Source organism: Variovorax sp. YR216, assembly GCF_900107745.1.
Classification (GTDB): domain Bacteria; phylum Pseudomonadota; class Gammaproteobacteria; order Burkholderiales; family Burkholderiaceae_C; genus Variovorax.
Genome location: NZ_FNRO01000011.1, coordinates 49,158 through 75,110 on the forward strand (window position 1 = coordinate 49,158; position 25,953 = coordinate 75,110).

23 protein-coding genes are annotated in these 25,953 nt (G+C 65.1%); 19 read left to right on the top strand and 4 right to left on the bottom strand.

Going from position 1 to position 25,953, the window contains the following annotated elements; genetic code table 11:
* Positions 1 to 2 precede the first annotated feature (2 nt).
* Genes nuoL through BLW05_RS23510 form a run of 6 tightly spaced genes read left to right on the top strand, consistent with a single transcriptional unit; the run spans position 3 to position 6,429 of the window.
* Positions 3 to 2,036: an NADH-quinone oxidoreductase subunit L gene (nuoL, locus tag BLW05_RS23485; RefSeq protein ID WP_093165978.1), complete on the top strand. Its 2,034-nt coding sequence runs from the start codon at positions 3 to 5 to the stop codon at positions 2,034 to 2,036.
* Positions 2,037 to 2,062: 26 nt separating this feature from the next.
* Complete coding sequence (locus BLW05_RS23490; RefSeq protein ID WP_093165979.1) at positions 2,063 to 3,538, top strand: NADH-quinone oxidoreductase subunit M; 1,476 nt, start codon at positions 2,063 to 2,065, stop codon at positions 3,536 to 3,538.
* A 24-nt stretch (positions 3,539 to 3,562) separates the two neighbouring features.
* Positions 3,563 to 5,050 carry an NADH-quinone oxidoreductase subunit NuoN gene (gene nuoN, locus BLW05_RS23495; protein WP_093165980.1) on the top strand — a complete coding sequence of 496 codons (1,488 nt, stop codon included), beginning with the start codon at positions 3,563 to 3,565 and terminating at the stop codon, positions 5,048 to 5,050.
* Positions 5,051 to 5,059: 9 nt separating this feature from the next.
* A complete protein-coding gene (locus BLW05_RS23500) occupies positions 5,060 to 5,362 on the top strand; it encodes a DUF2818 family protein (RefSeq protein WP_093165981.1) in 303 nt (100 codons plus the stop codon).
* Positions 5,363 to 5,372: 10 nt separating this feature from the next.
* On the top strand, positions 5,373 to 5,987 hold the full coding sequence (locus BLW05_RS23505) for an NUDIX domain-containing protein (protein WP_093165982.1): 615 nt from the start codon (positions 5,373 to 5,375) through the stop codon (positions 5,985 to 5,987).
* Between the two features lie 7 nt (positions 5,988 to 5,994).
* Positions 5,995 to 6,429, top strand: coding sequence for a DUF1178 family protein (locus BLW05_RS23510; protein WP_093165983.1), 435 nt, complete (start codon positions 5,995 to 5,997; stop codon positions 6,427 to 6,429).
* 40 nt (positions 6,430 to 6,469) lie between these two features.
* Here the strand turns inward: BLW05_RS23510 and BLW05_RS23515 are convergent, their stop codons facing one another.
* The gene (locus BLW05_RS23515) at positions 6,470 to 8,254 is read right to left on the bottom strand and encodes an ABC transporter transmembrane domain-containing protein (RefSeq protein WP_093165984.1); all 1,785 of its coding nucleotides are present in this window, start codon (positions 8,252 to 8,254) and stop codon (positions 6,470 to 6,472) included.
* A gap of 102 nt (positions 8,255 to 8,356) precedes the next feature.
* Here BLW05_RS23515 and BLW05_RS23520 point away from each other — a divergent pair, with 102 nt between their 5' ends.
* From BLW05_RS23520 to BLW05_RS36755, 11 genes are all read left to right on the top strand, one after another.
* Positions 8,357 to 8,884 (top strand): MarR family winged helix-turn-helix transcriptional regulator, encoded by a 528-nt coding sequence (locus BLW05_RS23520; protein ID WP_256330462.1) that lies wholly within the window; start codon positions 8,357 to 8,359, stop codon positions 8,882 to 8,884.
* Positions 8,865 to 10,352, top strand: coding sequence for an efflux transporter outer membrane subunit (locus BLW05_RS23525; RefSeq protein WP_093165986.1), 1,488 nt, complete (start codon positions 8,865 to 8,867; stop codon positions 10,350 to 10,352). Before BLW05_RS23520 ends, BLW05_RS23525 begins: the two co-directional genes overlap by 20 nt.
* 30 nt (positions 10,353 to 10,382) lie before the next feature.
* On the top strand, positions 10,383 to 11,696 hold the full coding sequence (locus tag BLW05_RS23530; protein WP_093165987.1) for an HlyD/EmrA/EmrK family protein: 1,314 nt from the start codon (positions 10,383 to 10,385) through the stop codon (positions 11,694 to 11,696).
* Between the two features lie 18 nt (positions 11,697 to 11,714).
* Complete coding sequence (locus BLW05_RS23535) at positions 11,715 to 13,274, top strand: DHA2 family efflux MFS transporter permease subunit (protein ID WP_093165988.1); 1,560 nt, start codon at positions 11,715 to 11,717, stop codon at positions 13,272 to 13,274.
* 290 nt (positions 13,275 to 13,564) lie between these two features.
* A complete protein-coding gene (locus tag BLW05_RS23540; protein ID WP_093165989.1) occupies positions 13,565 to 14,335 on the top strand; it encodes an ABC transporter ATP-binding protein in 771 nt (256 codons plus the stop codon).
* Complete coding sequence (locus tag BLW05_RS23545) at positions 14,335 to 15,045, top strand: ABC transporter ATP-binding protein (protein ID WP_093165990.1); 711 nt, start codon at positions 14,335 to 14,337, stop codon at positions 15,043 to 15,045. The genes BLW05_RS23540 and BLW05_RS23545 overlap by 1 nt, the downstream gene beginning before the upstream one ends.
* Positions 15,046 to 15,079: 34 nt before the next feature.
* Positions 15,080 to 16,273, top strand: coding sequence for an ABC transporter substrate-binding protein (locus tag BLW05_RS23550; protein WP_371126964.1), 1,194 nt, complete (start codon positions 15,080 to 15,082; stop codon positions 16,271 to 16,273).
* Between the two features lie 37 nt (positions 16,274 to 16,310).
* Positions 16,311 to 17,504 carry an ABC transporter substrate-binding protein gene (locus tag BLW05_RS23555; RefSeq protein WP_093165992.1) on the top strand — a complete coding sequence of 398 codons (1,194 nt, stop codon included), beginning with the start codon at positions 16,311 to 16,313 and terminating at the stop codon, positions 17,502 to 17,504.
* 10 nt (positions 17,505 to 17,514) lie between these two features.
* On the top strand, positions 17,515 to 18,390 hold the full coding sequence (locus BLW05_RS23560; protein WP_093165993.1) for a branched-chain amino acid ABC transporter permease: 876 nt from the start codon (positions 17,515 to 17,517) through the stop codon (positions 18,388 to 18,390).
* Between the two features lie 12 nt (positions 18,391 to 18,402).
* A complete protein-coding gene (locus tag BLW05_RS23565) occupies positions 18,403 to 19,392 on the top strand; it encodes a branched-chain amino acid ABC transporter permease (protein ID WP_093165994.1) in 990 nt (329 codons plus the stop codon).
* A gap of 164 nt (positions 19,393 to 19,556) precedes the next feature.
* A complete protein-coding gene (locus tag BLW05_RS36755; protein ID WP_143044903.1) occupies positions 19,557 to 20,978 on the top strand; it encodes a methyl-accepting chemotaxis protein in 1,422 nt (473 codons plus the stop codon).
* Here the strand turns inward: BLW05_RS36755 and BLW05_RS23575 are convergent, their stop codons facing one another.
* Complete coding sequence (locus BLW05_RS23575) at positions 20,979 to 21,620, bottom strand: FABP family protein (protein WP_093165995.1); 642 nt, start codon at positions 21,618 to 21,620, stop codon at positions 20,979 to 20,981.
* 31 nt (positions 21,621 to 21,651) lie between these two features.
* The gene (locus BLW05_RS23580; protein ID WP_093165996.1) at positions 21,652 to 22,290 is read right to left on the bottom strand and encodes a carbonic anhydrase; all 639 of its coding nucleotides are present in this window, start codon (positions 22,288 to 22,290) and stop codon (positions 21,652 to 21,654) included.
* 237 nt (positions 22,291 to 22,527) lie between these two features.
* On the opposite strand from BLW05_RS23580, the gene BLW05_RS23585 reads away from it, so the two are divergent.
* Positions 22,528 to 23,898 (top strand): hypothetical protein, encoded by a 1,371-nt coding sequence (locus BLW05_RS23585; RefSeq protein ID WP_256330463.1) that lies wholly within the window; start codon positions 22,528 to 22,530, stop codon positions 23,896 to 23,898.
* A gap of 102 nt (positions 23,899 to 24,000) precedes the next feature.
* Entirely contained in the window at positions 24,001 to 24,822 is an 822-nt protein-coding gene (locus BLW05_RS23590; protein ID WP_093165997.1) for a MipA/OmpV family protein, read from the top strand.
* A gap of 42 nt (positions 24,823 to 24,864) precedes the next feature.
* Here the strand turns inward: BLW05_RS23590 and BLW05_RS23595 are convergent, their stop codons facing one another.
* Positions 24,865 to 25,947: a lipocalin-like domain-containing protein gene (locus tag BLW05_RS23595; protein WP_256330464.1), complete on the bottom strand. Its 1,083-nt coding sequence runs from the start codon at positions 25,945 to 25,947 to the stop codon at positions 24,865 to 24,867.
* Positions 25,948 to 25,953: the final 6 nt, after the last annotated feature.

Sequence of the window (25,953 nt, forward strand, 5' to 3'; positions counted from 1 at the left end):
ACATGAGCGCAACACTTTCTGCATCCTCGCTGCTGGCCGTCCCGCTGGCTCCCCTGGTTGGCGCCGTCGTCGCGGGCCTCTTCGGTACGAAGTTCGGCGGCAACCATATCGGCCGCCGCGTCACGCATTCGCTGACCATCCTCGGCGTGCTGGTGGCCTTCGTCATTTCGGCCATGACGCTCAAGAGCGTGGTCGCTGACGGCGCCCGCTTCAACGAGACGATCTACGAGTGGATGACGGTCGGCGGCCTCAAGATGGAGATCGGTTTCCTGATCGACGGTCTCACCGCCATGATGATGTGCGTCGTGACCTTCGTGTCGCTGATGGTTCACATCTACACCATCGGCTACATGGAGGAGGACGACGGCTACAACCGTTTCTTCTCCTACATCTCGCTGTTCACCTTCTCGATGTTGATGCTCGTGATGAGCAACAACATGCTCCAGCTCTTCTTCGGCTGGGAAGCAGTGGGCTTGGTGTCCTACCTGCTGATCGGGTTCTGGTTCAACCGGCCGACAGCGATCTTCGCGAACATGAAGGCCTTCCTGGTCAACCGCGTGGGCGACTTCGGCTTCATCCTCGGCATCGGCCTGATTGCCGCCTATGCCGGAACGCTGAACTATGGCGAAGCCTTCGCCAAGGCCGACGAACTGGCGAAGCTTGCCTTCCCGGGGACCGAGTGGATGCTCATCACGGTGATCTGCATCTGCCTGTTCATCGGTGCCATGGGCAAGAGCGCGCAGTTCCCGCTGCACGTGTGGCTGCCTGATTCGATGGAAGGCCCGACCCCGATCTCCGCGCTGATTCACGCGGCGACGATGGTGACCGCCGGCATCTTCATGGTGGCGCGCATGTCCCCGCTGTTCGAACTGAGCGACACGGCCCTGAGTTTCGTCCTGGTGATCGGTGCGATCACGGCGCTCTTCATGGGCTTCCTCGGCATCATCCAGAACGACATCAAGCGCGTGGTGGCCTATTCGACGCTTTCGCAGCTCGGCTACATGACGGTCGCGCTCGGCGCGTCGGCGTATTCCGCCGCCGTGTTCCACCTGATGACGCACGCCTTCTTCAAGGCGCTGCTGTTCCTTGGTGCGGGCTCGGTCATCATCGGGATGCACCACAACCAGGACATCCGCTGGATGGGTGGCTTGCGCAAGTACATGCCGATCACCTGGATCACCTCGCTCGTCGGTTCGCTCGCCTTGATCGGCACGCCGCTTTTCGCGGGCTTCTACTCGAAGGACACCATCATCGAGGCGGTCCACGAGAGCCACCTGTGGGGTTCCGGCTTCGCGTACTTCGCGGTGCTCGCCGGTGTGTTCGTCACGGCGTTCTACTCGTTCCGCATGTACTTCCTGGTGTTCCACGGCAAGGAGCGCTACGACCAGAATCCCGACGCGCATCATCACGCCGCCGATGCCGAGCCGGATCATGGCCACCACGACGATCACTCCAAACCGCACGAATCGCCTTGGGTGGTGTGGCTGCCGCTGGTATTGCTGGCCATTCCCTCGGTCGTCATCGGTTTCATGACGATCCAGCCGATGCTCTATGGCGACTTCTTCAGCGGCGCGATCGTCATCGACGAGACGAAGCACGAAGCGATGAAGGAACTGGCCGAAGCGTTCCATGGTCCGGTGGCCATGGCACTCCACGGCCTGACCGCCGCGCCGTTCTGGCTTGCGCTCGCAGGCGTGGTGCTGTCCTGGTACATGTATCTCGTCAACCCGGCGCTGCCGGCGGCGATCAAGCGTGCCTTCGGTCCCATCTACCGCCTGCTCGACAACAAGTACTACATGGACTGGTTCAACGAGAACGTGATCGCCCGTGCGACCCGCGCCTTGGGCACCGGTCTCTGGAAGGGCGGCGACCAGGGCATCATCGACGGCGCCATCGTCAACGGTTCGTGGAAGCTCGTCGGCCGCATTGCCGGTGCCGTGCGCTGGATGCAGTCGGGCTACATCTATCACTACGCATTCGCGATGCTGCTGGGCATCTTTGTGCTGATGTCGTACTTCGTCTGGTTTAAACGGTAAGCGGCTCTCGCTGGAGAAAAACAAAAATGGGTCTGTTGAGCCTTGCCATCTGGATGCCGATCATCATCGGCGCCGTGCTATTGGCCTTCGGTCGTGACAGTCAGGCGACGATGGTGCGCTGGATCGCACTCGTCGGTTCGATTGCGAGCTTCCTGGTCACGCTGCCGCTCTACGCGCGCTTCGATACCGGCACCGCCGCGATGCAGTTCGTCGAGAAGACGTCCTGGATCGAGCGTTTCAACATCAACTACCACGTCGGCCTGGACGGCATCTCGTTCTGGCTGGTGCTGCTGACGGCGTTCATCACGGTCATCGTCGTGATCTCGGCGTGGGAAGTGATCACCGAACGCGTCAACCAGTACATGGGCGCGTTCCTGATCCTGTCCGGCCTGATGATCGGCACCTTTGCCGCGCTCGACGGGATCCTGTTCTACGTCTTCTTCGAAGCCACGCTGATCCCGATGTACCTGATCATCGGCATCTGGGGTGGTCCGAACAAGATCTACGCGGCTTTCAAGTTCTTCATCTACACGCTGCTCGGCTCGCTGTTGACGCTGGTCGCGCTGATCTTCCTGTACAACAAGTCGGGTGGCAGCTTCGACATCCTGACGTGGCACAAGCTGCCGCTCGAGCGGAGCACGCAGACCTTCCTGTTCTTCGCCTTCCTTGCGGCCTTCGCGGTGAAGGTCCCGATGTGGCCGGTCCACACGTGGTTGCCGGACGTGCACGTCGAGGCGCCGACGGGCGGTTCCGCGGTGCTGGCAGCGATCATGCTGAAGCTGGGCGCCTATGGCTTCCTGCGTTTCTCGATGCCGATCGCACCTGATGCTTCGCACGAGTGGGCCGGGCTCATGATCGCGCTGTCGCTGATCGCCGTGATCTATGTCGGCCTGGTCGCGCTGGTCCAGCAGGACATGAAGAAGCTGGTGGCCTATTCGTCTGTGGCTCACATGGGGTTCGTGACGCTCGGCTTCTTCATCTTCAACGAACTCGGCGTCTCGGGCGGCATCGTCCAGATGATTTCCCACGGCTTCGTGTCGGGCGCAATGTTCCTTTGCATCGGCGTGCTGTACGACCGCGTGCATTCGCGCCAGATCGCCGACTACGGCGGCGTGGTCAACACGATGCCCAAGTTCGCCGCGTTCGCGCTGCTGTTCGCGATGGCCAACTGCGGCCTGCCCGGAACCGCCGGCTTCGTCGGCGAGTGGATGGTGATCATCGGCGCAGTCAAGTCGAACTTCTGGCTTGGCCTGGGCGCTGCGACCGCGCTGATCTTCGGTGCCGCCTACACCCTTTGGATGTACAAGCGCGTCTACCTCGGCGCGCCCGGCAACGACCACGTGAAGGAACTGAGCGACATCGGCGCGCGCGAATTCCTCATGCTGGCATTGCTGGCGATCGCGGTGCTCTGGATGGGCATCTATCCCAAGCCCTTCACCGATGTGATGAACGTGTCCGTGACCGAACTGCTGCGTCATGTGGCCGTTTCCAAGCTGCCCTAAATCCAAGCTGAAGAAGAGAACGAGATGATTGACAAACTCAGCTGGATGGCGATCTACCCAGAGGCGGCGCTGCTCATCATGGCATGCGTGATCGCGCTGTTGGATCTGTCCACCACCAGCCCCCGCCGTACGGCCACCTACGTGCTGACGCTGCTGACGCTGGCCGTGATCGCGGTGCTCACCGGATTCAACGCCGCCTCGGGCAAGACCATCTATGGCTTCGGCGGGATGGTCGTGAGCGATCCGATGGGCAACTGGCTCAAGTGCTTCGCCACGCTGGCGCTGATGGTCACGCTGGTCTATGGCCGGCCCTACGCGGCCGATCGCGGGATGCTGCGTGGCGGCGAGATGTTCACCATGAGCATGCTGGCCCTGCTCGGCATGTTCGTGATGATCGCGGGCAGCAATTTCCTGGTCATCTACCTCGGCCTCGAGCTGCTGACGCTGTCGAGCTACGCACTGGTGGCATTGCGCCGCGACAACGCCGTCGCGAGCGAGGCGGCGATGAAGTATTTCGTCCTCGGCGCGATGGCCAGCGGCTTCCTGCTCTACGGCCTCTCGATGATGTACGGCGCGACCGGTTCGCTCGACATCAACGAAGTCTTCAAGGCCATCGCGAGCCGCCAGGTCAATCACCAGGTGCTCGTGTTCGGTCTCGTCTTCATCGTCGCCGGCCTGGCGTTCAAGGTTGGTGCGGCGCCGTTCCACATGTGGGTGCCGGACGTCTACCAGGGCGCCCCGACGGCGATCACGCTGATGATCGGCGCGGCGCCCGAACTGGCCGCCTTCGCGATCATCATCCGCCTGCTGGTGGAAGGCCTGCTTCCGCTCGCCATCGATTGGCAGCAGATGCTGACCCTGTTGGCGATCGCGTCGCTGCTGGTCGGCAATCTCGCGGCCATCGCCCAGACGAACCTCAAGCGGATGCTGGCCTATTCGACCATCGCGCAGATGGGCTTCATGCTCCTCGGCCTGGTCGCCGGCGTGGTGAACGGCAACACGTACAACGCGCAATTCGCCTACAGCGCCGCGATGTTCTACATCGTGACCTATGTGCTCACCACGCTCGCGAGCTTCGGGATCATCCTGCTGCTGGCGCGCGAGGGCTTCGAAAGCGAGGAGATCACCGACCTCGCCGGCCTCAACCAGCGCAGCCCGCTGTACGCCGGCGTGATGGCGATCGCCATGTTCTCGCTGGCGGGCGTGCCGCCGCTGGTTGGCTTCTACGCCAAGTTCGCGATACTCCAGGCCCTGATCGCGTCGGGACAGACCATGCACATCGCGCTGGCCGTCTTCGCGGTGATCATGTCGTTGATCGGCGCGTTCTACTACCTGCGCGTGGTCAAGGTCATGTACTTCGACGAACCGCTGACCGCGACGACGGTGTCGGCGCCGCACGATGTCCGTGCCGTGCTGACCGTCAACGGCGCGCTGATCCTGATCCTGGGGATCCTGCCCGGTAGCCTGATGACGCTGTGCGCGCAGGCGATCGTGGCAACGCTGGCGAGCTGATTCGACTCCGTGTCGCAGAGCGCCTCGGTCTGGGTGGTGCTGCTGGTCGCGTTGCTGGCAGCCAATTTCCCGTTCTGCACCGAGCGCATACTCGGGCTGATTCCACCGTCCGGTGCGACCAAGTCGCTTGCGATCCGGCTCGGTGAGCTGGTGCTGCTGTACTTCGTTGTCGGGGGCATCGGTCTGCTGTTCGAACGCCGCGTCGGGCAGATCGCGCCGCAGGGATGGGAGTTCTACGCCGTCACGGCCGCGCTGTTCATCGTTCTGGCGTTCCCGGGATTCACGTGGCGCTACCTGTTGAAGCATCGGTGAGGGAAATTGCATGAGCTCCAAGACCCAGGATGGCATCGATACGCACCTCCGGGAAGAGTGCACGGCCAGCGAGCTGTTGTTCCAGGGAAACTTCCTTCGCGCGAAGCGAGATACCGTCAAGCTGCCGGACGGGCACACTGCAACGCGCGAATACATCGTGCATCCGGGCGCGGTCGTGGTGGTGCCGCTGCTGGACGATGGGCGCCTGGTGCTCGAGCGCCAGTACCGCTACCCGATCGGCCATGTGATGACCGAATTTCCCGCCGGAAAGCTCGATGCCGGCGAGGATGCCCTGCTGTGCGGCCAGCGCGAACTGCTCGAGGAGACCGGCTACACCGCGCGCGAATGGGCGTACGCGGGTGCAATGCATCTCGCCGTGGCCTATTCGACGGAAATCATCCACATCTACTTCGCGCGCGGTCTTTCGCTCGGAACCCGCCAGCTCGACCACGGCGAGTTCCTCGACGTGATCACGGCGACGCCGGACGAGGTGCTTGCCTGGTGCCGGGACGGGATCGTGACCGACGCCAAGTCGCAGACCTGCGCGCTGTGGCTGCAGAACATCCTGTCCGGCGCATGGGCCCTAGACTGGCAATCGCCCGCGCCGTTCAGTGCGGCGAGATAATGGGCGCATGAAGGTCCTCAACCTGCAATGCGCACTCGGGCACGGCTTCGAGGGATGGTTCGCATCCCACGAGGAGTTCGATAGCCAGCGCTCGAGCGGGTTGGTCGAGTGCCCCCTGTGTGGAGACAGGAAGATCACGAAGCTGCTGGCCGCGCCACGACTGAATCTGGGCAGCACCAAGCCGGCCGAGCCTCAACCGGTGCCGGCCGAGGGTAATTCGCCGGAGGGTCGCTGGCTTCAAGCGGTGCGCAAGGTGATCGCGCAAACCGAGGATGTCGGCGACCGCTTCGCTGACGAGGCGCGCAAGATGCACTACGGCGAGGCGGAAGAGCGCGGCATCCGTGGCCAGACCACGCGCGAGCAGGCTCAAAGTCTGATCGACGAGGGCATCCCGGTGTTTTCGCTGCCTTTGCCACCGGCGCTTAAGGAAACCCTGCAGTAACGGAGCGCGCTGGCTGGGACCACCCGCTCCCGGGCGTTCTTCAGGCCACGAATTGCAGCGCCGCGAGCCGTGCGTAGACGCCGTTCTGCGCAACCAGGCTCGAATGCGTCCCTTGCTCGACGATGCCGCCGTGGTCGAGCACGACGATGCGATCGGCCTTCTGCACCGTCGCGAGCCGGTGCGCGATCACGATCGTGGTGCGTCCGGACATCGCCGATTCGAGTGCTGCCTGCACCATGCGCTCGCTCTCGGCGTCGAGTGCGCTGGTGGCCTCGTCGAGCAGCAGCAGCGGTGGATTCTTCAGCATGGCGCGCGCGATCGCGATGCGTTGCCGCTGGCCGCCGGACAGCCGCACGCCACGCTCGCCCAGGAAGGTGTCGTATCCCTCCGGTAGAGCGCGCAGGAAGTCGTCCGCAAAGGCGGCCTTGGCCGCGGCTCGGACCTCTTCGGCCGTCGCATCCGGCCGGCCGTAGCGGATGTTCTCGAAGGCGGTGGCCGAGAAGATGACTGCGTCCTGCGGGACCAGGCCGATCCGCTCGCGCAGTGTGTTCAGCGACAGCGCGCCGAGCGGCGCATCGTCCAGCGAGATGCCTCCCGACTGGGGATCGTAATAGCGCAAGAGCAGCTGGAAGACCGTGCTCTTGCCGGCCCCGCTCGAGCCCACCAGCGCCACGGTTTCGCCGGGCGTGATCGCGAGGTCGAAATCGCGCAGCGCGGGAACGGCGGGGCGCGAAGGGTAGTGGAAGGTCACCGATTCGAACCGGACCGAACTTCCCCCCGCGGACGCGGGCGCCTTGATCGGCGCGATGGGCGATTCGATCGCCGACCTGGCGTGGAGCAGTTCCATCAGCCGCTCGGTCGCGCCGGCCGCGCGCAGCAGATCCCCGTAGACCTCGCCGAGCACCGCCGCGGCACTCGCAAGGATGATCACGTAGACGACGGTCTGTCCCAGGTGGCCGGCGGTGATGTCGCCGTGCAGAACCGCCTGCGTGCCCTGGTAGAGCCCCCAGAGCAGGGCCGCAGAGGTCGCGATGATGATGAACGCGACAAGGATGGATCGCGCCTTCGTGCGGCGTACGGCGGTATGGAAGGCGCTGTCCGTCGATGCGTCGAAGCGGGCCGATTCGCGCGCTTCCGCGGTGTAGCTCTGGACGACCGGGATGGCGTTGAGCACTTCGGCAGCGATGGCGCTCGAGTCCGCCACGCGATCCTGGCTGGCACGGGACAGCTTGCGCACGCGCCGGCCGAACCACATGCTCGGCAGCACCACCAGCACGAGGATGCCGAGCACCTGGACCATCACGTAAGGATTGGTCCAGATCAGCATGGCGAGCGCGCCCACGCCCATCACCGCATTGCGCAGACCCATGCTGAGCGAGGAGCCTACGACGGTCTGGACCAGCGTGGTGTCGGCGGTCAGGCGCGAAAGCACCTCGCCTGTCTGCGTGGTTTCGAAGAAGACCGGACTCTGGCGCAACACGTGTGCGTAGACGGCATTGCGCAGGTCCGCCGTGACACGCTCCCCGAGCCAGCTCACTGTGTAGAAGCGCGCTGCGGAGAAAAGGCCGAGGGCCACGGCGACGCCGAAGAGGGCGACGAAATGGTCGCGCAGCGCCATCGTCTGTGCGCCTTTGTCGCTGGAGACGAGCCCCCCATCGATCAGGCTGCGCAGTGCGATCGGGAAGACCAGCGTCGTCACGGCGGCAAGCACCAGAAAAACCCCGGCCAGGATGATCTGAATGCGGTAGGGCCGAAGAAAGGGCGCCAGCCCGGACAAGGACTTCGGGGAGCCTTTGCCGGGCCGGTTGGATGCGGAGGAAGCCATGGCCCGATTCTAGCTAACGCTTGCCCACTCAAAGGTCGCCTTGACAATAATTGCCCCGGCAACTAATATTCCGGCATGTCCCAGTCCAAGAGCCCCGAGTCCATGCTGCAAGAGACGCCGCCCGGCGGGCGGCGTGCCGTCAAGGCGTTCTACAAGGCCGAGAACTACCGTTCCGAGGAGAGCATCGGCTACCTGATGCGGCGCATCATGACGGCAGTCGGCCAGTCCGTGGAATCGCTGATGTGCGAACCTGGCAGCCCGACCTACCCGCAATGGGTACCGCTGCACAAGCTTCACATGGGGCAGGCCACCACCGTGGCCGAACTGGCGCGCGAGTGCGAACTCGACACCGGCGCCATGACCCGCCTTCTGGATCGTCTCGAGGCCAAGGGCCTCTGCCGGCGTGTTCGCTCGGTATCCGACCGCCGTGTGGTCAACATCGAACTGACCGACGAAGGCCGTGCCGCCGCCAAACAAGTACCGCATCTGCTCTGCCGCGTGCAGAACGAGCACCTCGCCGGTTTTTCCGACGAGGAATGGGAGCAGCTCAAGAGCTATCTGCGCCGCATCCTTGATAACGCACAGGCCATCTCGGCCCGAAAAGAAAAGAATGACTCTTCTTCTTCCTGAAGGCGCCTTGCGCCGAACCACTGCAGTCGCGACCGCCGTGTTCGCGTTGGCGCTCGCGGGTTGTGCCGACATGGGTGGCATTTCGTCGCAGGCCAAGCTGCGCGATGCCGATTCGCTCGGTCTGACGGCACCGGCGGCTGCCGCGCCTGTTGCGGCCGCTCCGGCCCTCGACAGCCAGTGGTGGCTCGCCTTCGGCGATGCCCAGCTCAATTCGCTGATCGCACAGTCGCTGGAAGGCAATCCGAATCTGCAAGTCGCCCGTGCGCGCCTCGCACGTGCGCAGGCGGCGGTTTCCGTGACCGAGTCCTACGACAAGCCGCAGCTCAACGGTGCGCTCGACCTCACGCGCGAGAAGTTCTCCGCCAACTACATCTATCCGTCTCCGCTGGGCGGCTCGATCCAGGAAGCGGGCACGTTGCAGTTCAATGGCAGCTGGGAGCTCGACTTCTTCGGCAAGAACCGCACCGCGATCGAGGCCGCCATCGGCAGCGCCAACGCCGCCGCCGCGGATGCCGATGCGGCGCGCGTGCTGCTCGCGAGCAACGTCGCGCGCGGCTACGTGCAGTGGGCGCGCCTGCAGGATCGCCTTGCAGTCGCCAACCGCACGCTCGCGCAGCGCGAGGAGACCTTCAAGCTCGTGCGTGACCGCGTCTCCGCCGGGCTCGATACCCGTCTGCAGTTGAAGCAGAGCGAAGGCGGCCTGCCTGAAGCGCGCCAGCAGATCGAATCGCTCAAGGAGCAGGTCGAGATCGCCCAGCATGCGCTCGATGCGCTGGTTGCCAAGCCGGGCGTCACCCAGGCACTGACTGCGCCGGTGCTCGCCAACATGAAGCCGATCGCGCTGCAGTCGACGATCCCGGCCGACCTGCTGGGCCGCCGTGCAGACATCGCGGCCGCGCGTTGGCGCGTCGAAGCCGCCACGAGCGACGTGGCGAACGCCAAGACGCTGTTCTATCCCAACGTCAACCTGGTGGCCTTTGCCGGATTCCAGAGCATCGGCTTCGACAACCTGCTGAAGTCCGGAAGCCAGCAATGGGGCGTGGGCCCCGCAGTGCGCCTGCCGATCTTCGAAGGAGGCCGTCTGCGCGCCAACCTGCGCGGCAAGTCGGCCGATCTCGACACCGCGATCGAAAGCTACAACGCGACCGTGATCGATGCGGTGCGCGACGTCGCGGACCAGATCTCCAGCGTCCAGTCGGTCGGGCGCCAGCAGGTGCAGCAGCGCGAAGCGCAGGCCGCTGCCGAGGCTGCCTACGACATCGCGGTGCAGCGCTACAGCGCCGGCCTCGGCACCTATCTCGACGTGCTGACGGCCGAAGTCACGGTGCTGGCACAGCGCCGCGATAGCGTGGATCTCGCCGCGCGCGCCCTGGATTCGCAGGTCGGCCTCGCTCGCGCACTGGGCGGCGGCTGGCAGCCTGAAGACGCCAAGACCGCTGCGGCCGGCTCTGCCACCGCGCACAACTGAACAAACGTTTCGTACTCGAAAGACATCGTCATGGAAAACAACAACGCCGCCAACCCCGCCGCTCCGGCTGGAGCCGCAGCAGAAGCACCGGGCTCCAACAACAAGCGCCGCCGCGCGCTGACCGCGCTGGCCGCGGCCGTCGTGGTCGTCGGCGCCGGCTGGGGCGGGTATGAATGGCTGGTCGCCAGCCACTACGAGTCGACCGACAACGCCTACGTGCAGGGCAACGTGATCCAGATCACGCCGCAGATCGCGGGCACCGTGATGGCGATCAATGCCGATGACACGGATTTCGTGAAGGCCGGCCAGCCGCTCGTGCAACTCGATCCGTCCGACGCCCGCGTGGCGCTCGATCAGGCGGAGGCGGCACTGGCCCAGGCGGTCAGGCAGGTCCGGACGCTGTACGTCAACAACGCCTCGCTGGCGGCGCAGGTCTCCCTGAAGCAGGCGGACATCGTCCGGGCGCAGAGCGACATCGCGCGGGCCGAAGACGACCTGAAGCGCCGCCAGGCGCTCGCGGGCGGCGGCGCCGTGTCGAAGGAAGAGCTCAACCACTCCGAAACCGCGCTGGCCAACGCCAAGAGCGCGCTGGCGGCCGCGCAGGCAGGCGTACTCGCCGCGCGCGAGCAGTTGTCGAGCAACCAGTCGCTCACCGAAGGCACGAGCGTCGAGCAGCACCCGAGCGTGCAGGCAGCCGCCGCCAAGGTGCGCGAGGCCTTCCTCGCGACGCAGCGCGTCGGGATGCCCGCACCGGTCGACGGCTACGTTGCCAAGCGCACCGTGCAACTCGGCCAGCGCGTCACCGCCGGCACGCCGATGATGTCGATCGTTCCGCTCAACCAGCTCTGGGTCGACGCCAACTTCAAGGAAGTGCAACTGCGCAGCATCCGTATCGGCCAGCCGGTGAAGCTCACTGCCGACCTGTACGGCAAGAAGGTCGAGTACACCGGCCATGTGCAGGGCCTCGGCGTCGGCACCGGCGCAGCCTTCGCGCTGCTGCCCGCGCAGAACGCGACCGGCAACTGGATCAAGGTGGTGCAGCGCGTGCCGGTCCGCATCGCGCTCGAACCCGAGCAGCTCAAGGCCAACCCGCTGCGCGTGGGCCTGTCGATGGACGCCGAGATCGACGTGCGCGACAAGGGCGGCAAGATGCTCGCCGACGCACCGCGCGGCGAAGCAGCGGCGGCGCAGACGCAGGTCTACAGCCAGCTCGAGCGTGGCGCCGATGCAGAAGTGCAGCGCATCATCGCAGCGAACCTCGGCCACGAAGCCGCGCAGAAGGCGCCGGCTTCGAATGGCACCAAGTCGGCGACGCCGTCCGCATCGGTGGCCCAGCCGGGCTGATCGAGCGAGGTTCGCGCAATGTCGAACGCCGCTGCACAGCAGCCGCTTCCGCCGCTCGAAGGTTCCGCACGCATGTGGGGAACCATCGCGCTGTCGGCCGCGACCTTCATGAACGTGCTCGACACTTCCATTGCGAACGTGTCGCTGCCGGCGATCTCCGGCGACCTCGGCGTGAGCTCGACGCAGGGCACCTGGGTCATCACGAGCTTCGCGGTGGCCAACGCCATCGCGGTGCCGCTCACGGGCTGGCTCACGCAGCGCTTCGGGCAGGTGCGCCTGTTCATGGCGAGCGTGCTGCTGTTCATCATCAGCTCGTGGCTGTGCGGTCTCGCGCCCAACATGACGATGCTGATTGCCTTTCGCGCGCTGCAGGGTTTCGTCGCGGGGCCGATGATCCCGTTGTCGCAGACGCTGCTGCTGTCGAGTTATTCGCGTGCCAAGGCGGGGCTGGCCATGGCGATGTGGTCGATGACCACGCTGGTCGCGCCGGTGATGGGGCCGCTGCTCGGCGGCTGGATCACCGACAACATCTCCTGGCCGTGGATCTTCTACATCAACATCCCCGTGGGCCTTCTGGCCGCCGGCATCACCTGGGCCATCTACCACAAGCGTGAAAGCGCGACGCGCAAGGTGCCGATCGACGGCATCGGCCTCGCTCTGCTGGTCCTGTGGGTCGGATCGCTCCAGCTCATGCTCGACAAGGGCAAGGAGCTCGACTGGTTCCACTCGGCCCAGATCGTGACACTCGCGGTGGTGGCGGTGGTGGGCTTCGCGTTCTTCCTGGTCTGGGAACTCACCGACAAGCATCCGGTGGTCGACCTGTCGCTCTTCAAGCGCCGCAACTTCTGGTCGGGTGCGCTCGCAACCGCAGTGGCCTATGGGCTCTTCTTCGGCAACGTGGTGCTCCTGCCGCTGTGGCTGCAGCAGTACATGGGCTACACCGCCACGCAGGCGGGGATGATCATGGCGCCGGTGGGGCTGCTGGCGATCTTCTTCTCGCCGATCGTGGGCATGACGGTGGGGAAGGTCGATCCACGGCGCTATGCGACCTTCTCGTTCCTGGTCTTCGCGCTGGTGCTGTGGATGCGCTCCAACTTCAACACCCAGGCGGACTTCTGGACGATCATGATCCCGACGGTCATCCAGGGCGTGGCGATGGCGTTCTTCTTCATCCCGCTGGTGACGATCACGCTGTCGGGCCTCACGCCGGACCGCATCCCGGCCGCGTCGGGCCTCTCGAACTTCCTGCGCATCACGGCGGGCGCCATCGGCACCTCGACCGCGACGACGCTGTGGGAGAACAGGGCGACGCTGCACCACGCGCAGTTGGTCGAGGCGATCAACCAGGGCAGTTCCGCCGCAAGCGGCGCAATGGCCAATCTGGGCGGCGCCGGCTTCAGTGCCGAGCAGGTGCTGGGGCAGATCAATCGCCTGGTCGACCAGCAGGCCTTCATGCTGGCGTCGAGCGACGTGTTCTACGGCTCGGCGATCCTGTTCCTGCTGCTGATTCCGCTCGTGTGGTTGGCGAAGCCGGCGCGCGGAGGCGGTTCGTCGGATGCCGCCGCCGGCGCGCACTGAACGGGGCTCACCCCCAGGCTTCGCGCACTTCGTGTCGCTACGCCAACCCCCTTGCAGGGGGCAACACCAGCGGCCCGGCTGAGCCGGTTCCGCGGTGTTCCGCGAACCCGCCGGGCTTCGCCGGCGCCCTTCTTGCGGGCGATCTGACTCCCGCAGCGCAGCATAGGCATTTGCCCCAGTAGGCAGGTTCGTTACGCCTGCGAACAATGCGGTCGCGCAGCCACGGTGGCGTGCGCGGACATGGACCGCATGACTGATCTTTTCTGCCAGCTCAAGGGCGCGATCGCGAGATGACCGACATCATTCTCGAAACGCGCCAGCTCACCAAGGAATTCAAGGGCTTCACCGCAGTCAGCAAGGTTGATCTGTCGGTCGTTCGCGGATCGATCCATGCCTTGATCGGTCCCAACGGCGCGGGCAAGACGACCTGCTTCAACCTGTTGACCAAGTTCCTCGAGCCGACCTCGGGCACGATCCTGTTCAACGGCACGGACATCACCCGCGAGCGGCCGGCGCAGATCGCGCGCCGCGGCATCATCCGCTCGTTCCAGATTTCCGCCGTGTTCCCGCACCTGACGCTGCTCGAAAACGTGCGCCTCGGACTGCAGCGCTCGCTCGGCACCTCGTACCACTTCTGGAAGAGCGAAAGATCGCTGACGCCGCTCAACGCGCGGGCGCGCGAACTGCTCGCGCAGGTCGGCCTGGAAGACCTTGCCGATGAGCTCACCGTGAACCTGCCCTACGGCCGCAAGCGCGCGCTCGAGATCGCGACCACGCTCGCGATGGAACCCGAGCTGATGCTGCTCGACGAGCCCACGCAGGGCATGGGCCATGAGGACGTGCATCGCGTGGCCGAACTCATCAAGCGCGTGTCGGCGGGACGCACCATCCTGATGGTCGAGCACAACATGAGCGTGGTCTCCACCATCGCCGACACCATCACCGTGCTGCAGCGCGGCGCAGTGCTCGCCGAAGGCCCGTATGCCGTGGTCTCGAAGAATCCGCAGGTCATGGAAGCCTACATGGGCACCACCGAAGGCCAACTGCAGGGGGCGCACTGATGGCAGTCCCCGCACTCGAAATCAGCGGCCTGCAGGCCTGGTACGGCGAGTCGCACGTGCTGCACGGCGTCGACATGGTGGTGCAGCCCGGCGAAGTTGTCACCCTGCTGGGCCGCAACGGCGCAGGGCGCACCACGACGATGCGCGCGATCCTCGGGCTGACCGGCGCGCGCAAAGGCAGCATCAAGGTCAACGGCCACGAGACGATCCACCTGCCGACGCATCGCATCGCACACTTCGGAATCGGCTACTGCCCCGAGGAGCGCGGCATCTTCGCGAGCCTGTCGTGCGAGGAGAACCTGATGCTTCCGCCGCCGCTGAAGGGCGGTGACAAGGGAATGTCGGTGGACGAGATCTACGCGATGTTCCCCAACCTCGCCGAGCGCCGCAACAGCCAGGGCACGCGCCTGTCGGGCGGCGAACAGCAGATGCTCGCAGTCGGCCGCATCCTGCGCACGGGCGCCAAGCTCCTCTTGCTCGACGAGATCTCCGAAGGGCTGGCGCCGGTCATCGTGCAGGCGCTGGCCAGGATGATCCACACCCTGCGCGGCAAGGGCTACACCGTGGTCATGGTGGAGCAGAACTTCCGCTTCGCCGCACCGCTCGCGGACCGCTTCTACGTGATGGAGCACGGCCGCATGGTCGAGGCTTTCAGTGCGGCCGAACTCGACGCCAAGATGCCGGTGCTCAATGAGCTGCTCGGCGTCTGATTCCTCAACCTTTTCTGACTGGATGGAGTCAAGCATGAAGACCTCTCTCTCCGCACTCTCGCTCGCCGTGGCCGCACTGGCCTTCGCATCCGGCGCCCAGGCGCAGGAAAAAGTGAAGATCGGTTTCGTGACCGACATGTCGAGCCTCTACGCCGACGTCGAAGGCAAGAACGGCGCGCTCGCCATCCAGATGGCGATCGACGACTTCGGCGGCAAGGTGCTCGGCCAGCCGATCGAACTGCTCACCGCCGACCACCAGAACAAGGCCGACATCGCCGCCTCGAAGGCGCGCGAATGGATCGACACCGACGGCGTGACCATGGTCTTCGGCGGCACCAATTCCGGCACCGCGCTCGCGACCGCCAAGGTGGCGCAGGAAAAGAAGCGCGTGTACTTCAACAACGGCGCCGCCTCGTCCGCGCTGACCAACGAGCAGTGCAGCCCCTACACCGTGCACTACGCCTACGACACGGTTGCGCTCGCCAAGGGCACCGGCGGCGCGGTGGTCGACCGCGGCGGCAAGAACTGGTTCTTCCTGACTGCCGACTACGCCTTCGGCCATGCGCTCGAAGCCGACACCAGCGCCGTCGTCAAGGCCAAGGGCGGCACCGTGGTCGGTGCTGTGCGGCACCCGCTCAATGCATCGGACTTCTCGTCCTTCCTGCTGCAGGCGCAGAACTCCAAGGCACAGATCCTCGGCCTCGCGAATGCAGGTGGCGACACGATCAACTCGATCAAGGCCGCCAAGGAATTCGGCGTCGGCAAGAACATGAAGCTCGCCGGCCTGCTGATCTTCCTGAGCGACATCCACAGCCTGGGCCTGAAGAACACCGAGGGCCTGCTGCACACCACCAGCTGGTACTGGGACCTGAACGACCAGACGCGCGCGTTCGGCAAGAAGTTCTTCGACAAGACCAAGCGCATGCCCACCGACATCCAGGCCGCCGACTACTCGGCCACGATGACCTACCTGAAGGCGGTGCAGGCGGCCAAGACCACCGATGCCGACAAGGTCATGGCCGAACTCAGGAAGATGCCGGTCGACGACTTCTACGCCAAGGGCCAGATCCGGGCCGATGGCCGCTTCGTGCACGACATGTACCTCGTCGAAGTGAAGACGCCGGCCGAATCGAAGCAGCCGTGGGACTACCTCAAGGTCATCACCAAGCTGCCGGGCGAGCAGGTCTTCACGACCAAGGCCGATTCCAAGTGCGCCCTCTGGAAATAACACCGCCCCTTTCTTTGTCCCACAACTCACCCAGAACATGAAAAAGACCCTCGCACTTTCCGCCGTCTCTCTCGCCATCGCGCTCGCGGCAGGCGCCGCACAGGCCCAGGACAAGGTCAAGATCGGCTTCATCACCGACATGTCGAGCCTCTATGCGGACGTCGAGGGCAAGAACGGCGCGACCGCCATCCAGATGGCGATCGACGACTTCGGCGGCAAGGTCAACGGCATGCCGATCGAGCTCATCACGGCCGACCACCAGAACAAGGCCGACATCGCCGCCTCGAAGGCGCGCGAGTGGATCGACACCGAGAACCTGTCGATGCTCTTCGGCGGCACCAACTCCGGCACCGGCCTCGCGATGGCGAAGGTTGCACAGGAGAAGAAGCGCGTCTTCATGGTCAACGGCGCCGGCACCTCGGCGCTGACCAACGAGCAGTGCAGCCCCTACACCGTGCACTACGCTTACGACACCGTCGCGCTCGCCAAGGGCACCGGCGGTGCGGTCGTCGCCAACGGCGGCAAGAGCTGGTTCTTCCTGACGGCCGACTACGCCTTCGGCGCGGCGCTCGAAGCCGACACCGCCAAGGTCGTGAAGGAGAAGGGCGGTACGGTGGTCGGCGGCGTCAAGCATCCGCTCAATGCGTCGGACTTCTCGTCCTTCCTCTTGCAGGCGCAGAACTCCAAGGCGCAGATCCTCGGCCTCGCGAATGCAGGCGGCGACACGATCAACGCGATCAAGGCCGCCAAGGAATTCGGCATCACCAAGAGCATGAAGATGGCCGGACTGCTGGTCTTCATCACCGACATCCACAGCCTGGGCCTGAAGAACACCGAGGGTCTGCTGCTCACCACGAGCTGGGACTGGAACCTGAACGACCAGACGCGCGCCTTCGGCAAGAAGTTCTTCGACAAGACCAAGCGCATGCCCACCGACATCCAGGCCGCCGACTACTCGGCCACGATGACCTACCTGAAGGCGGTGCAGGCGGCCAAGAGCACCGACGCCGACAAGGTGATGGCGGAGATCAAGAAGACGCCGATCAACGACTTCTACGCCAAGGGCACCGTCCGCGCCGACGGCCGTTTCGTGCACGACATGTACCTCGTGCAGGTCAAGGCGCCGTCCGAGTCGAGCCAGCCGTGGGACTACTACAAGGTCGTCGCCAAGCTGCCGGGCGAGGAGGTCTTCACGACCAAGGCCGAGTCCAAGTGCGCCCTCTGGAAGTAATCGTCAGTTCATGAGCATTTCTCTTCCTGCCCTGTTGAGCCAGCTCCTTCTGGGGCTGGTCAACGGGTCGTTCTACGCCATCCTGAGCCTCGGGCTCGCGGTCATCTTCGGCTTGCTCAACGTCATCAACTTCGCGCATGGCGCGCTGTTCATGCTGGGCGCGGTGTCGACCTGGATGGCGATGAACTACTTCAACGTCAACTACTGGGTGATGTTGATCGTCGCGCCGGTGCTCGTCGGCCTGTTCGGCGTGGTCATCGAGCGGCTGCTGCTGCGCTGGATCTACAAGCTCGATCATCTCTACGGCCTGCTGCTCACGCTCGGACTCACGCTGCTGATCGAGGGCGTGTTCCGCTCCATCTATGGCGTCTCGGGCCTGCCTTACGACACGCCCGATGCCCTCGCGAGCGCGACCGACCTCGGCTTCATGATCCTGCCCAACTACCGCGCGTGGGTCGTCGTGGCCTCACTGGTGGTTTGCTTCGCGACCTGGTTCGTCATCGAGAAGACCCGCATCGGCGCCTACTTGCGCGCCGGCACCGAGAACCCGCGGCTCGTCGAGGCCTTCGGCGTCAACGTGCCGTTGATGATCACGCTCACCTACGGGTTCGGTGTCGCGCTCGCCGCTTTCGCCGGCGTGCTCGCCGCACCGGTGATCCAGGTGTCGCCGCTGATGGGGCAGAACCTCATCATCGTGGTGTTCGCCGTGGTGGTGATCGGCGGCATGGGCTCGATCATGGGCGCGATCCTCACTGGTCTCGGACTCGGCGTCGTCGAGGGCTTGACCAAGGTGTTCTACCCGGAGGCCTCCTCCACCGTCGTGTTCGTGATCATGGTCATCGTGCTGCTCATCCGCCCGGCAGGCCTGTTCGGCAAAGAAAAATAAGACAGCAGCCGCATGAAAAAGACATCCCTCGTTTTCTATCTGCTGCTTCTCGCGGCGCTCGTGGTGGCACCGTTCGCCGGCGCCTACCCGGTGTTCGTGATGAAGCTGATGTGCTTCGCGCTGTTCGCCTCGGCCTTCAACCTGCTGCTCGGCTACACCGGCCTGCTGTCCTTCGGGCATGCGGCCTTCCTCGGCGGCTCGGCCTACATTGCCGGCCAGGCGATGAAGGTCTGGGGGCTGACGCCGGAACTCGGCCTCATCGCCGGCACGCTCACCGGCGCGCTGCTGGGCTGGATCTTCGGCGTACTGGCGATCCGCCGGCAGGGCATCTACTTCGCGATGATCACGCTTGCGCTCGCGCAGATGGTGTTCTTCGTCGCGCTGCAGGCCAAGTTCACTGGTGGCGAAGACGGCCTGCAGGGCGTGCCGCGCGGCAAGCTCTTCGGGGTGGTCGACCTGCAGAGCGATCTGACGATGTACTACGTCACGCTCGCGATCGTCGTCGCGGCCTTCCTTCTCATCGTGCGCACCATCCATTCGCCGTTCGGCCAGGTGCTCAAGGGCATCAAGGAAAACGAGCCCCGCGCCGTCTCTCTGGGCTACGACGTGAGCCGCTTCAAGCTGCTCGCATTCGTGATCTCTGCGGCGCTGTCGGGTCTCGCCGGTTCGCTCAAGACGCTGGTGCTCGGCTTCGCGACGCTGTCCGACGTGCATTGGAGCGCTTCGGGCCAGGTCATCCTCATGACGCTGGTCGGCGGCCTCGGCACGCTTTCCGGTCCGCTGGTCGGCGCAGCGGTGGTGGTGCTTCTCGAGAACAAGATCGGCGAGTTCGGCCACCTGCTGGCGCGCATCACGACCGTCGACTGGTTCAACACGCTCGGCGAATCGGTCACCATGGTCACCGGCCTGATCTTCGTAATCTGCGTGCTCGCGTTCCGGCGCGGGGTGATGGGCGAGATCATCGCCTTCATGGATCGCAGGCGCGGCGCGTCGAAGGGTTGAGGGGCGGCCAGCCCACTCGGGTGCCGCATCTGCGGCGCGGTTGGACAAGACGAACGCCGTGTGGAGTACTTCACACGGCGTTTGCATTTGTCTGCGCCGCGCCCATTCAGAGCGTCAGGCAATCTGCCGATAGCCGAGGACCTCTGCTGCACCCGACGAGAACAATGAACCAAACCGATTCCGCCCTGCGCGTCATTCACGTGAAGGCCGACAGACTCATGCTGGTCGTCATATGGGCCCTGTTCGCGATGTCGCTTGCCCTGGCCGCCGTGAACGCCACGCTGCCATGGGCGCTGCTCATCGGACTTCCCGTTGCATTGGGGTGCACGGCGCTGGCGCTTCTTTCGCCCGGATCCCTTGCAACACGCGTGGTCATCGCGGCCACCATGGTCGTGTTCTGCGCGCTGCACATCCAGCAGATGAAGGGCATGACCGAATTGCACTTCGGCCTCTTCGTCATGTTGGCCTTTCTGCTGAGCTACCGGGACTGGCGACCGATCGTCATCGCGGCCGCGCTGATCGCGGTGCATCACCTCGTCTTCAACTATCTGCAGTCGTGGGGCTGGGGCGTCGTCTGCTTCACCGAGCCGGGCCTGAAGATCGTGTTGGCCCATGCGGCCTATGTGGTCGCGGAATGTGCCGTGCTGGTCTACCTCGCGGAGGCCTTGCGCAAGGAGGCCCACCAGGCCGCCGAGGTGGAAGACATGGTCAGGGCGCTCGGCAGGGGCCCTGAGGGCACCATCGACCTTTCGCTCGAGGGCGTTCCCGCGAAAAGCCCGCTGGGTGCGTCGTTCGAACGCATCGTCGCGACCTTGCGCACCACCATTGGCGACATGCGTCGAAGCACGCTCAGCATGGCCGATGCGTCGGGCGATATCGCGCTCGGCAATCAGGACCTGTCTTCGCGCACCGGGCAGCAGGCGGGCTCGCTGCGCGAGACGGCGGTCTCGATGGAGCGCCTCACGGGCACCGTGGCCCAGAACGCTGGCAACGCACTCCAGGCCAACCAGCTCGCGCGCTCGGCGTCGCAGGTGGCTGCGCGCGGCGGCGAGGTGGTGGGGCAGGTGGTCGACACCATGGCCTCGATCAATGCCTCGTCCCGCAGGATCGTCGACATCATCGGCGTGATCGACGGCATTGCGTTCCAGACGAACATCCTCGCGCTCAATGCGGCGGTGGAAGCCGCTCGCGCAGGCGAGCAGGGCCGTGGTTTTGCGGTCGTGGCGGCCGAGGTGCGAAACCTCGCACAGCGCTCGGCTGCCGCTGCCAGGGAGATCAAGGGACTGATCGATGACTCCGTGGGCAAGGTCGAGGCCGGCACCGAACTCGTCGGCGACGCCGGCAGGACCATGGAGGAGATCCTCAGCAGCGTCCGGCGCGTGACGGACATCATGGACGAGATCACCGCCGCGAGCCAGACGCAGACCGCGGGCATCGAGGAGATCAATCGCGCCATCGCCCGGATGGACCAGGTGACGCAGGAGAACGCGTCGCTGGTCGGCCAGGCTGCGGTCGCGGCCACCTCGCTGCAGGCGCAGGCCGGCGGGCTGGTGGCGGCCGTGGGCGTCTTCGCGCTGGCCGGTTAGTTAGAGCGTCGCGGCCGACGCCAGCGGGTTCGGAGACGGCTCACCCACCTTCGTGAGCGTGTTCCGGTCGGTGTGGTGGAAGGGCTCGGCCTGGCCGCGGATCTGCAACACCGTGTCCTGCCGGTAGGTCCATGTGCCGTCGGCGTTGAACTCCACCTCGACGCGCCAGTCCGTGGTGGTGAAGGCGTGCTCGAGGAACGGGTTGGACACGATGCCGTTGGTCAGGCTGCCGCGCACGGCAGTGAGCTCGAAGCGATCCGCGTCCGCGGTCGCGTGACCGGTCGCCATCGCGATCTGGCCGCGAGGAATCGCGAGCGTGTGCAGCACCTGGCCGGTCGCGGGCTCCCAGAGCCAGTAGCCGACCTGGTCGTGATACATCTTGGTGAGTCCCGGCTTGTGGATGAAGGTGTGATAGCGCAGTCCGTAGAAGACCTGCGGGCCGTTGGTCTGCGGATCGATGGGCTGCAGCTCGTAGTGTTCGACGTAGACCTGCGTCTTCGGGCCTTGCGCCTTGGGCTTGACGTCGACGCCTTTCTCTCCGCGCCACAGCCCCGCCATGCGGCGCAGGGGCCCCAGGTTGGCGAGCGTGTTGCCGTCGAGGTCGGAGGGTTCGGTGTAGATGTCTTGAGGGAAGTCGGACATGGCTGAGCGTGGGTGTTGTGGCCGGGCGATCCTACCGTGAGGGGCAGGGCGAGAACTCGCCGGTGGCGGGGTCGCGCAGGAACAGCAGTCCGGTCGCCACGCCGAAATAGGCACCGTGCAGCTCCAGCTTGCCCTGCTCGACCCGGGCGCGTATCGACGGGAACGTCATGAGATTGGCCAGGCTGTGCCCGACCACTGCCCATTCCAGCCGTTGGACATCGATGGCGCGATCGCCCGTGCGCGGCAGGCTGTCGGCCACGGGGACGATCTGCGACACCCACTTGCCGACGAAATCGATCTTGGTCAGCGGTTCGACGTCGTCGAACACGGCGCGCACGCCGCCGCACGAAGCGTGGCCCAGCACCACGATGTGCTTGACGTCGAGCGCATTGACGGCGAACTCGATGGCCGCGCTGGTGCCGTGATAGGAAGAGGACTCTGCCTCGCGTTCGTACGGCGGCACCAGGTTGGCCACGTTGCGGATGACGAACATCTCGCCCGGCCCGGCGTCGAAGATGACCTCCGGCGAGACACGCGAATCGCAGCAGCCGATCAGCAGGATCTCGGGGCTCTGTCCGAGTTCGCCCAGTTGTTCGTAGCGGATGCGTTCGTTGTGGAAACGGCCGCTCAGGAACGCCTGGTAGCCATCGGAAAGTCGCTTGGGAAACATGAGAGGCACCTCGGTTCTGCCGCCATGGCGGTGTATTGGAAAAGCTGGGCGTCGAGGATGATGGCCGAGTGCGGCCCGGGTGTCGATCACAGCGCTGTCCCGCTCGATGCGGACGCCTGCCTTCAGGTTCTTCAGTTCGCGACCGATATGAATCGACAGACGTGGCCATTGCCCGTCCGAGGCCGCCCGCCACCACGCGGCACGGCGACCTCCTCAACAAGCTCGGAAGGACGGAAATTGAAGAACACTGGGAACAGGAGCGTCGTCGCTCGGTTGGCGCTGGGCGCCCTGATGGTGGCCGCGATGACTGCGTGCGGCGGCGGTGGTGGCGGCTACTACGGCGTCGCGCCGGCCGCGAGCTCGCCCAGCGCCCCGGCCAGCAGCACCACGACTGTCACGGGCGTCGCCGCTGTCGGCTCGCCGATCAGCGGCGGGACCGTGGAACTGAAGTGCGCTTCGGGTGCAACGACGGCCGCGACCACCGACGCCGACGGCGTCTGGACCGCATCGCTCAAGAGCACGGACTATCCCTGCGTCGCTCGCGTCACGGGATTGCAAGGCAACAGCAACTTCGCCTCGATGGTCAACTTCATCGCGGTACCTACCACGATCGTGCTTCACTCCGTGGTGACCGCACCGGGCACAGCCAACATCACCCCGCTGACCGACCTGATCGTGGGCATCCTCAGCGGGCAGGATCCGGCCACCTGGTTCGCAAGCGCGACCAACGCGGCGCTGGGTGGCGTGATCACGTCGACCGCTGTGTCCAGCGCGCTGACCCAGTTCAAGGTGATTCTTGCCTCCCTTCCTGGCAAGCTTGCATTGCCCGACGGATTCGATCCCCTCACTTCGCAGTTCAGTGCCAAGCAGGGCGATGCCGGCGACGACCTGCTCGAGAGCTACCGTACCGCTCTGTCGGCAGCCGGCCTCAGCCAGACCGAGGCGGCAACGCGTGCTGCAGGCGGACAGACGCTGACGCTGGAAGCCTATGCGGCTACTGCCTTCACGACGCCGAATCTCACGACCATTCAAGTGGCTGCAGCCAAGACGGTGGCGGGCAACTACACGATGGTCATCCCCGACCCCAACCGGGGAACGATGTGGCTCTACGGCACCTACGATCAAGACGGCAACATGGGCAACCTGGTCGGGTTCCCTGGTTTCGTGACCTTCGACGCCAATCGCGTCGGCGAGCTGTGCACCTCGAGTGCCAGCGTTGTGCGCAGCCAGTACGTCTACGTCTCGGACGATCTGGTCCCGGTGACGGATCCGACCGAATTGCAGGGCCTGTACTTCGATGAATACGAGGACTGCGCTCGCACCGGCACCTCGCGATTCCTGGAAGACGGCTCGTTCGTGTTCACGCCCACCGGCGAAGCGAGCGACGCGCCCCAGGCAGGTATCGCGCAGGCCTTCACCGCAGCGGGACTTGAGCAACAAAAGGCCAACGGCATCGCTGTCCTGCATGCCAAGGCGTTCAAGTACACGCTCGACGGCATCACCAAGTACGTGTACGTCCTCGTCAGTGCGAAGAAGGACTCCACCGCGACGGAAGTCAATGGAGACACCGACTACGTCCTGATGGGCGTGTCGTTCCTGCCACACTGATAGCCGACATCGACGCCGCGCTGCGCTGCCGGATCCCGAAGGGGTTCGGCAGCGCAGGCGCGTTTGCGATACTCCGTCGTCCCAACCTCAACAGATCGCCCAATGATCCACCGTCGCAAGCGCAGCGCCCTTTTCATTCTTTCGGGGGCGACGCTCGCCGCCGCGATCACTGCGCAGGATGCGCGAGCCCAGGCGCGGCTGGAGCAGGCGAGCGATGAGACCTGGCGCTTTTCGGCGGGGCTCGGCGTCTTCGATCGCCCCCGGTATCCCGGCAGCGGCGACAGCCAGGTTGTGGCGGTACCGCTCGTCACCGCCAACTACGGACGCTATTTCATCGGGGGCACGCCGGGAGCGGGCTTTCCGTTCGGCGTCGGCTTCAACCTCATTCAGGACGACACCTGGCGCTTCGGCGTGGCCCTGGGGGGAGAACTGACCAAGCCGCGGAAGGCGTCCGATGCGCCGCTCCTCCATGGCTGGGGCGATATTCCCGAGACAGCGCTTGGAAGCGTGTTCGCCACCTACTCGCTTGACTGGCTGACCGTCCGAGGCTTTCTGGTTTCCGACCTGGGCAGCAACGGCCAAGGTACGCGCATCGCCTTCGATGTCGAGGGCAAGTACATGGTCAACGAAAGACTGTTGCTGACCGCAGGACCCGGCATCACCTGGGCCAACGGCAGCTATACCCAGACCTTCTATGGAATCACCGCCGCACAAAGCCTGATTGCCGGAGTGCCCCCGTACCGGGCCGGAGCCGGTCTCAATACGGTGCGCTTTTCGATCGGCGCCCAGTATCAGTTGACCGAGCAGTGGGGCATTGGGGCGAGCATCATCACCGCCTGGCTGCAAGGCGACGCCAAGCGCAGTCCGATCACGGAAGACAAGACGCAGAACACCTATGGTGTCTTCGCTTCGTATCGGTTCTGACGAACGAGCGGGCAGTAGCGGGCGCACGGAGCGTCGTGGCCATCACATCCGCAGCGCCCGCACGTAGCCTGTCAGCTCCAGATACCCCCGCCCGACGGTCCGCCCCTGCGCATCGCGCAGATCGCTCAGACCCTCCCAGTACACCGCCCCGGTCGACCCGCTGCTGTCCAGCTCCTGGTCGTCCAGCAGCGGATGCACGCTGAACGTACCCACCGGCGTCTGGATGCGCAGCCGCACCGGATAGTCCGCCCGCGTGCGCGGACTCACCCATCGCCCTTCGGGGGTGAACTGCATTTCCTCCGGACTGAACACACGCATGCGTCCATCCGCGCTGCGCATCGAACCACCGGCCCAAAGCGTCGAGCCATCGCGATGCCGGATGCGGAAGGCCATCAGTGCGCTGCCGTCGAAGAGGTTCATCCCGATCCAGTCCCAGCCCGACGCCTCGGGATGCAGGTAGGCATCGCTCCATTCGTGGTCGAGCCACGCGGTGCCTTGCACGTCGAAGCCGCGGCCTTGCAGGATGAGTCGACCCTCGGTGGCGAGTTGCGGCTCGCTGTAGTAGTAGCTCGACTGTTCGGCATCCGGCCCTTTGCGCGAAAGACCCGCGCTGCCTTGCAGCATCACCGCCTGCGTGGGCCTGAAGCGCAGATCGAGCGCGAAGCCTTCGGCCGGCAGTTGCGCGACGTAGTGCTTGTCATCGCGCTTGAGCGTCCAGTTGCGCAGGCGCACGTCGGTGTCTCCTTCCGAGGCCGACGCCACGCCAAAGCCCGCGCGCGCGATGCGCTGGTCGTGCCAGAGCTTGCGGCCTTCGAGATCGGTGATGGCCGCATGCGCAAAGATCAACTGGCGCGCGGCGAATTCCGATCGCATGTCCTGCGTTTCGGCGATGCGTGACCGGAAGAAGGTGAGCTGGAATCCGAACTCTCGCGCACCGGAGCGCGCATGGCCGGTGATGTACCACCACTCGGTGTTGAGATCGGGATGGCTGCCGAAGTCGCGCGGAAAGCGCATCTCGCGCGGCGGGAGCGCCCACGCGGCCATGGGTGCGGCGAGCGCGCAGAGCACCAGCGAGCGCCGCGACAGGCGCGGGAATGAGGGGGCATGCATGCGAACGAGGGTCATCGGTCG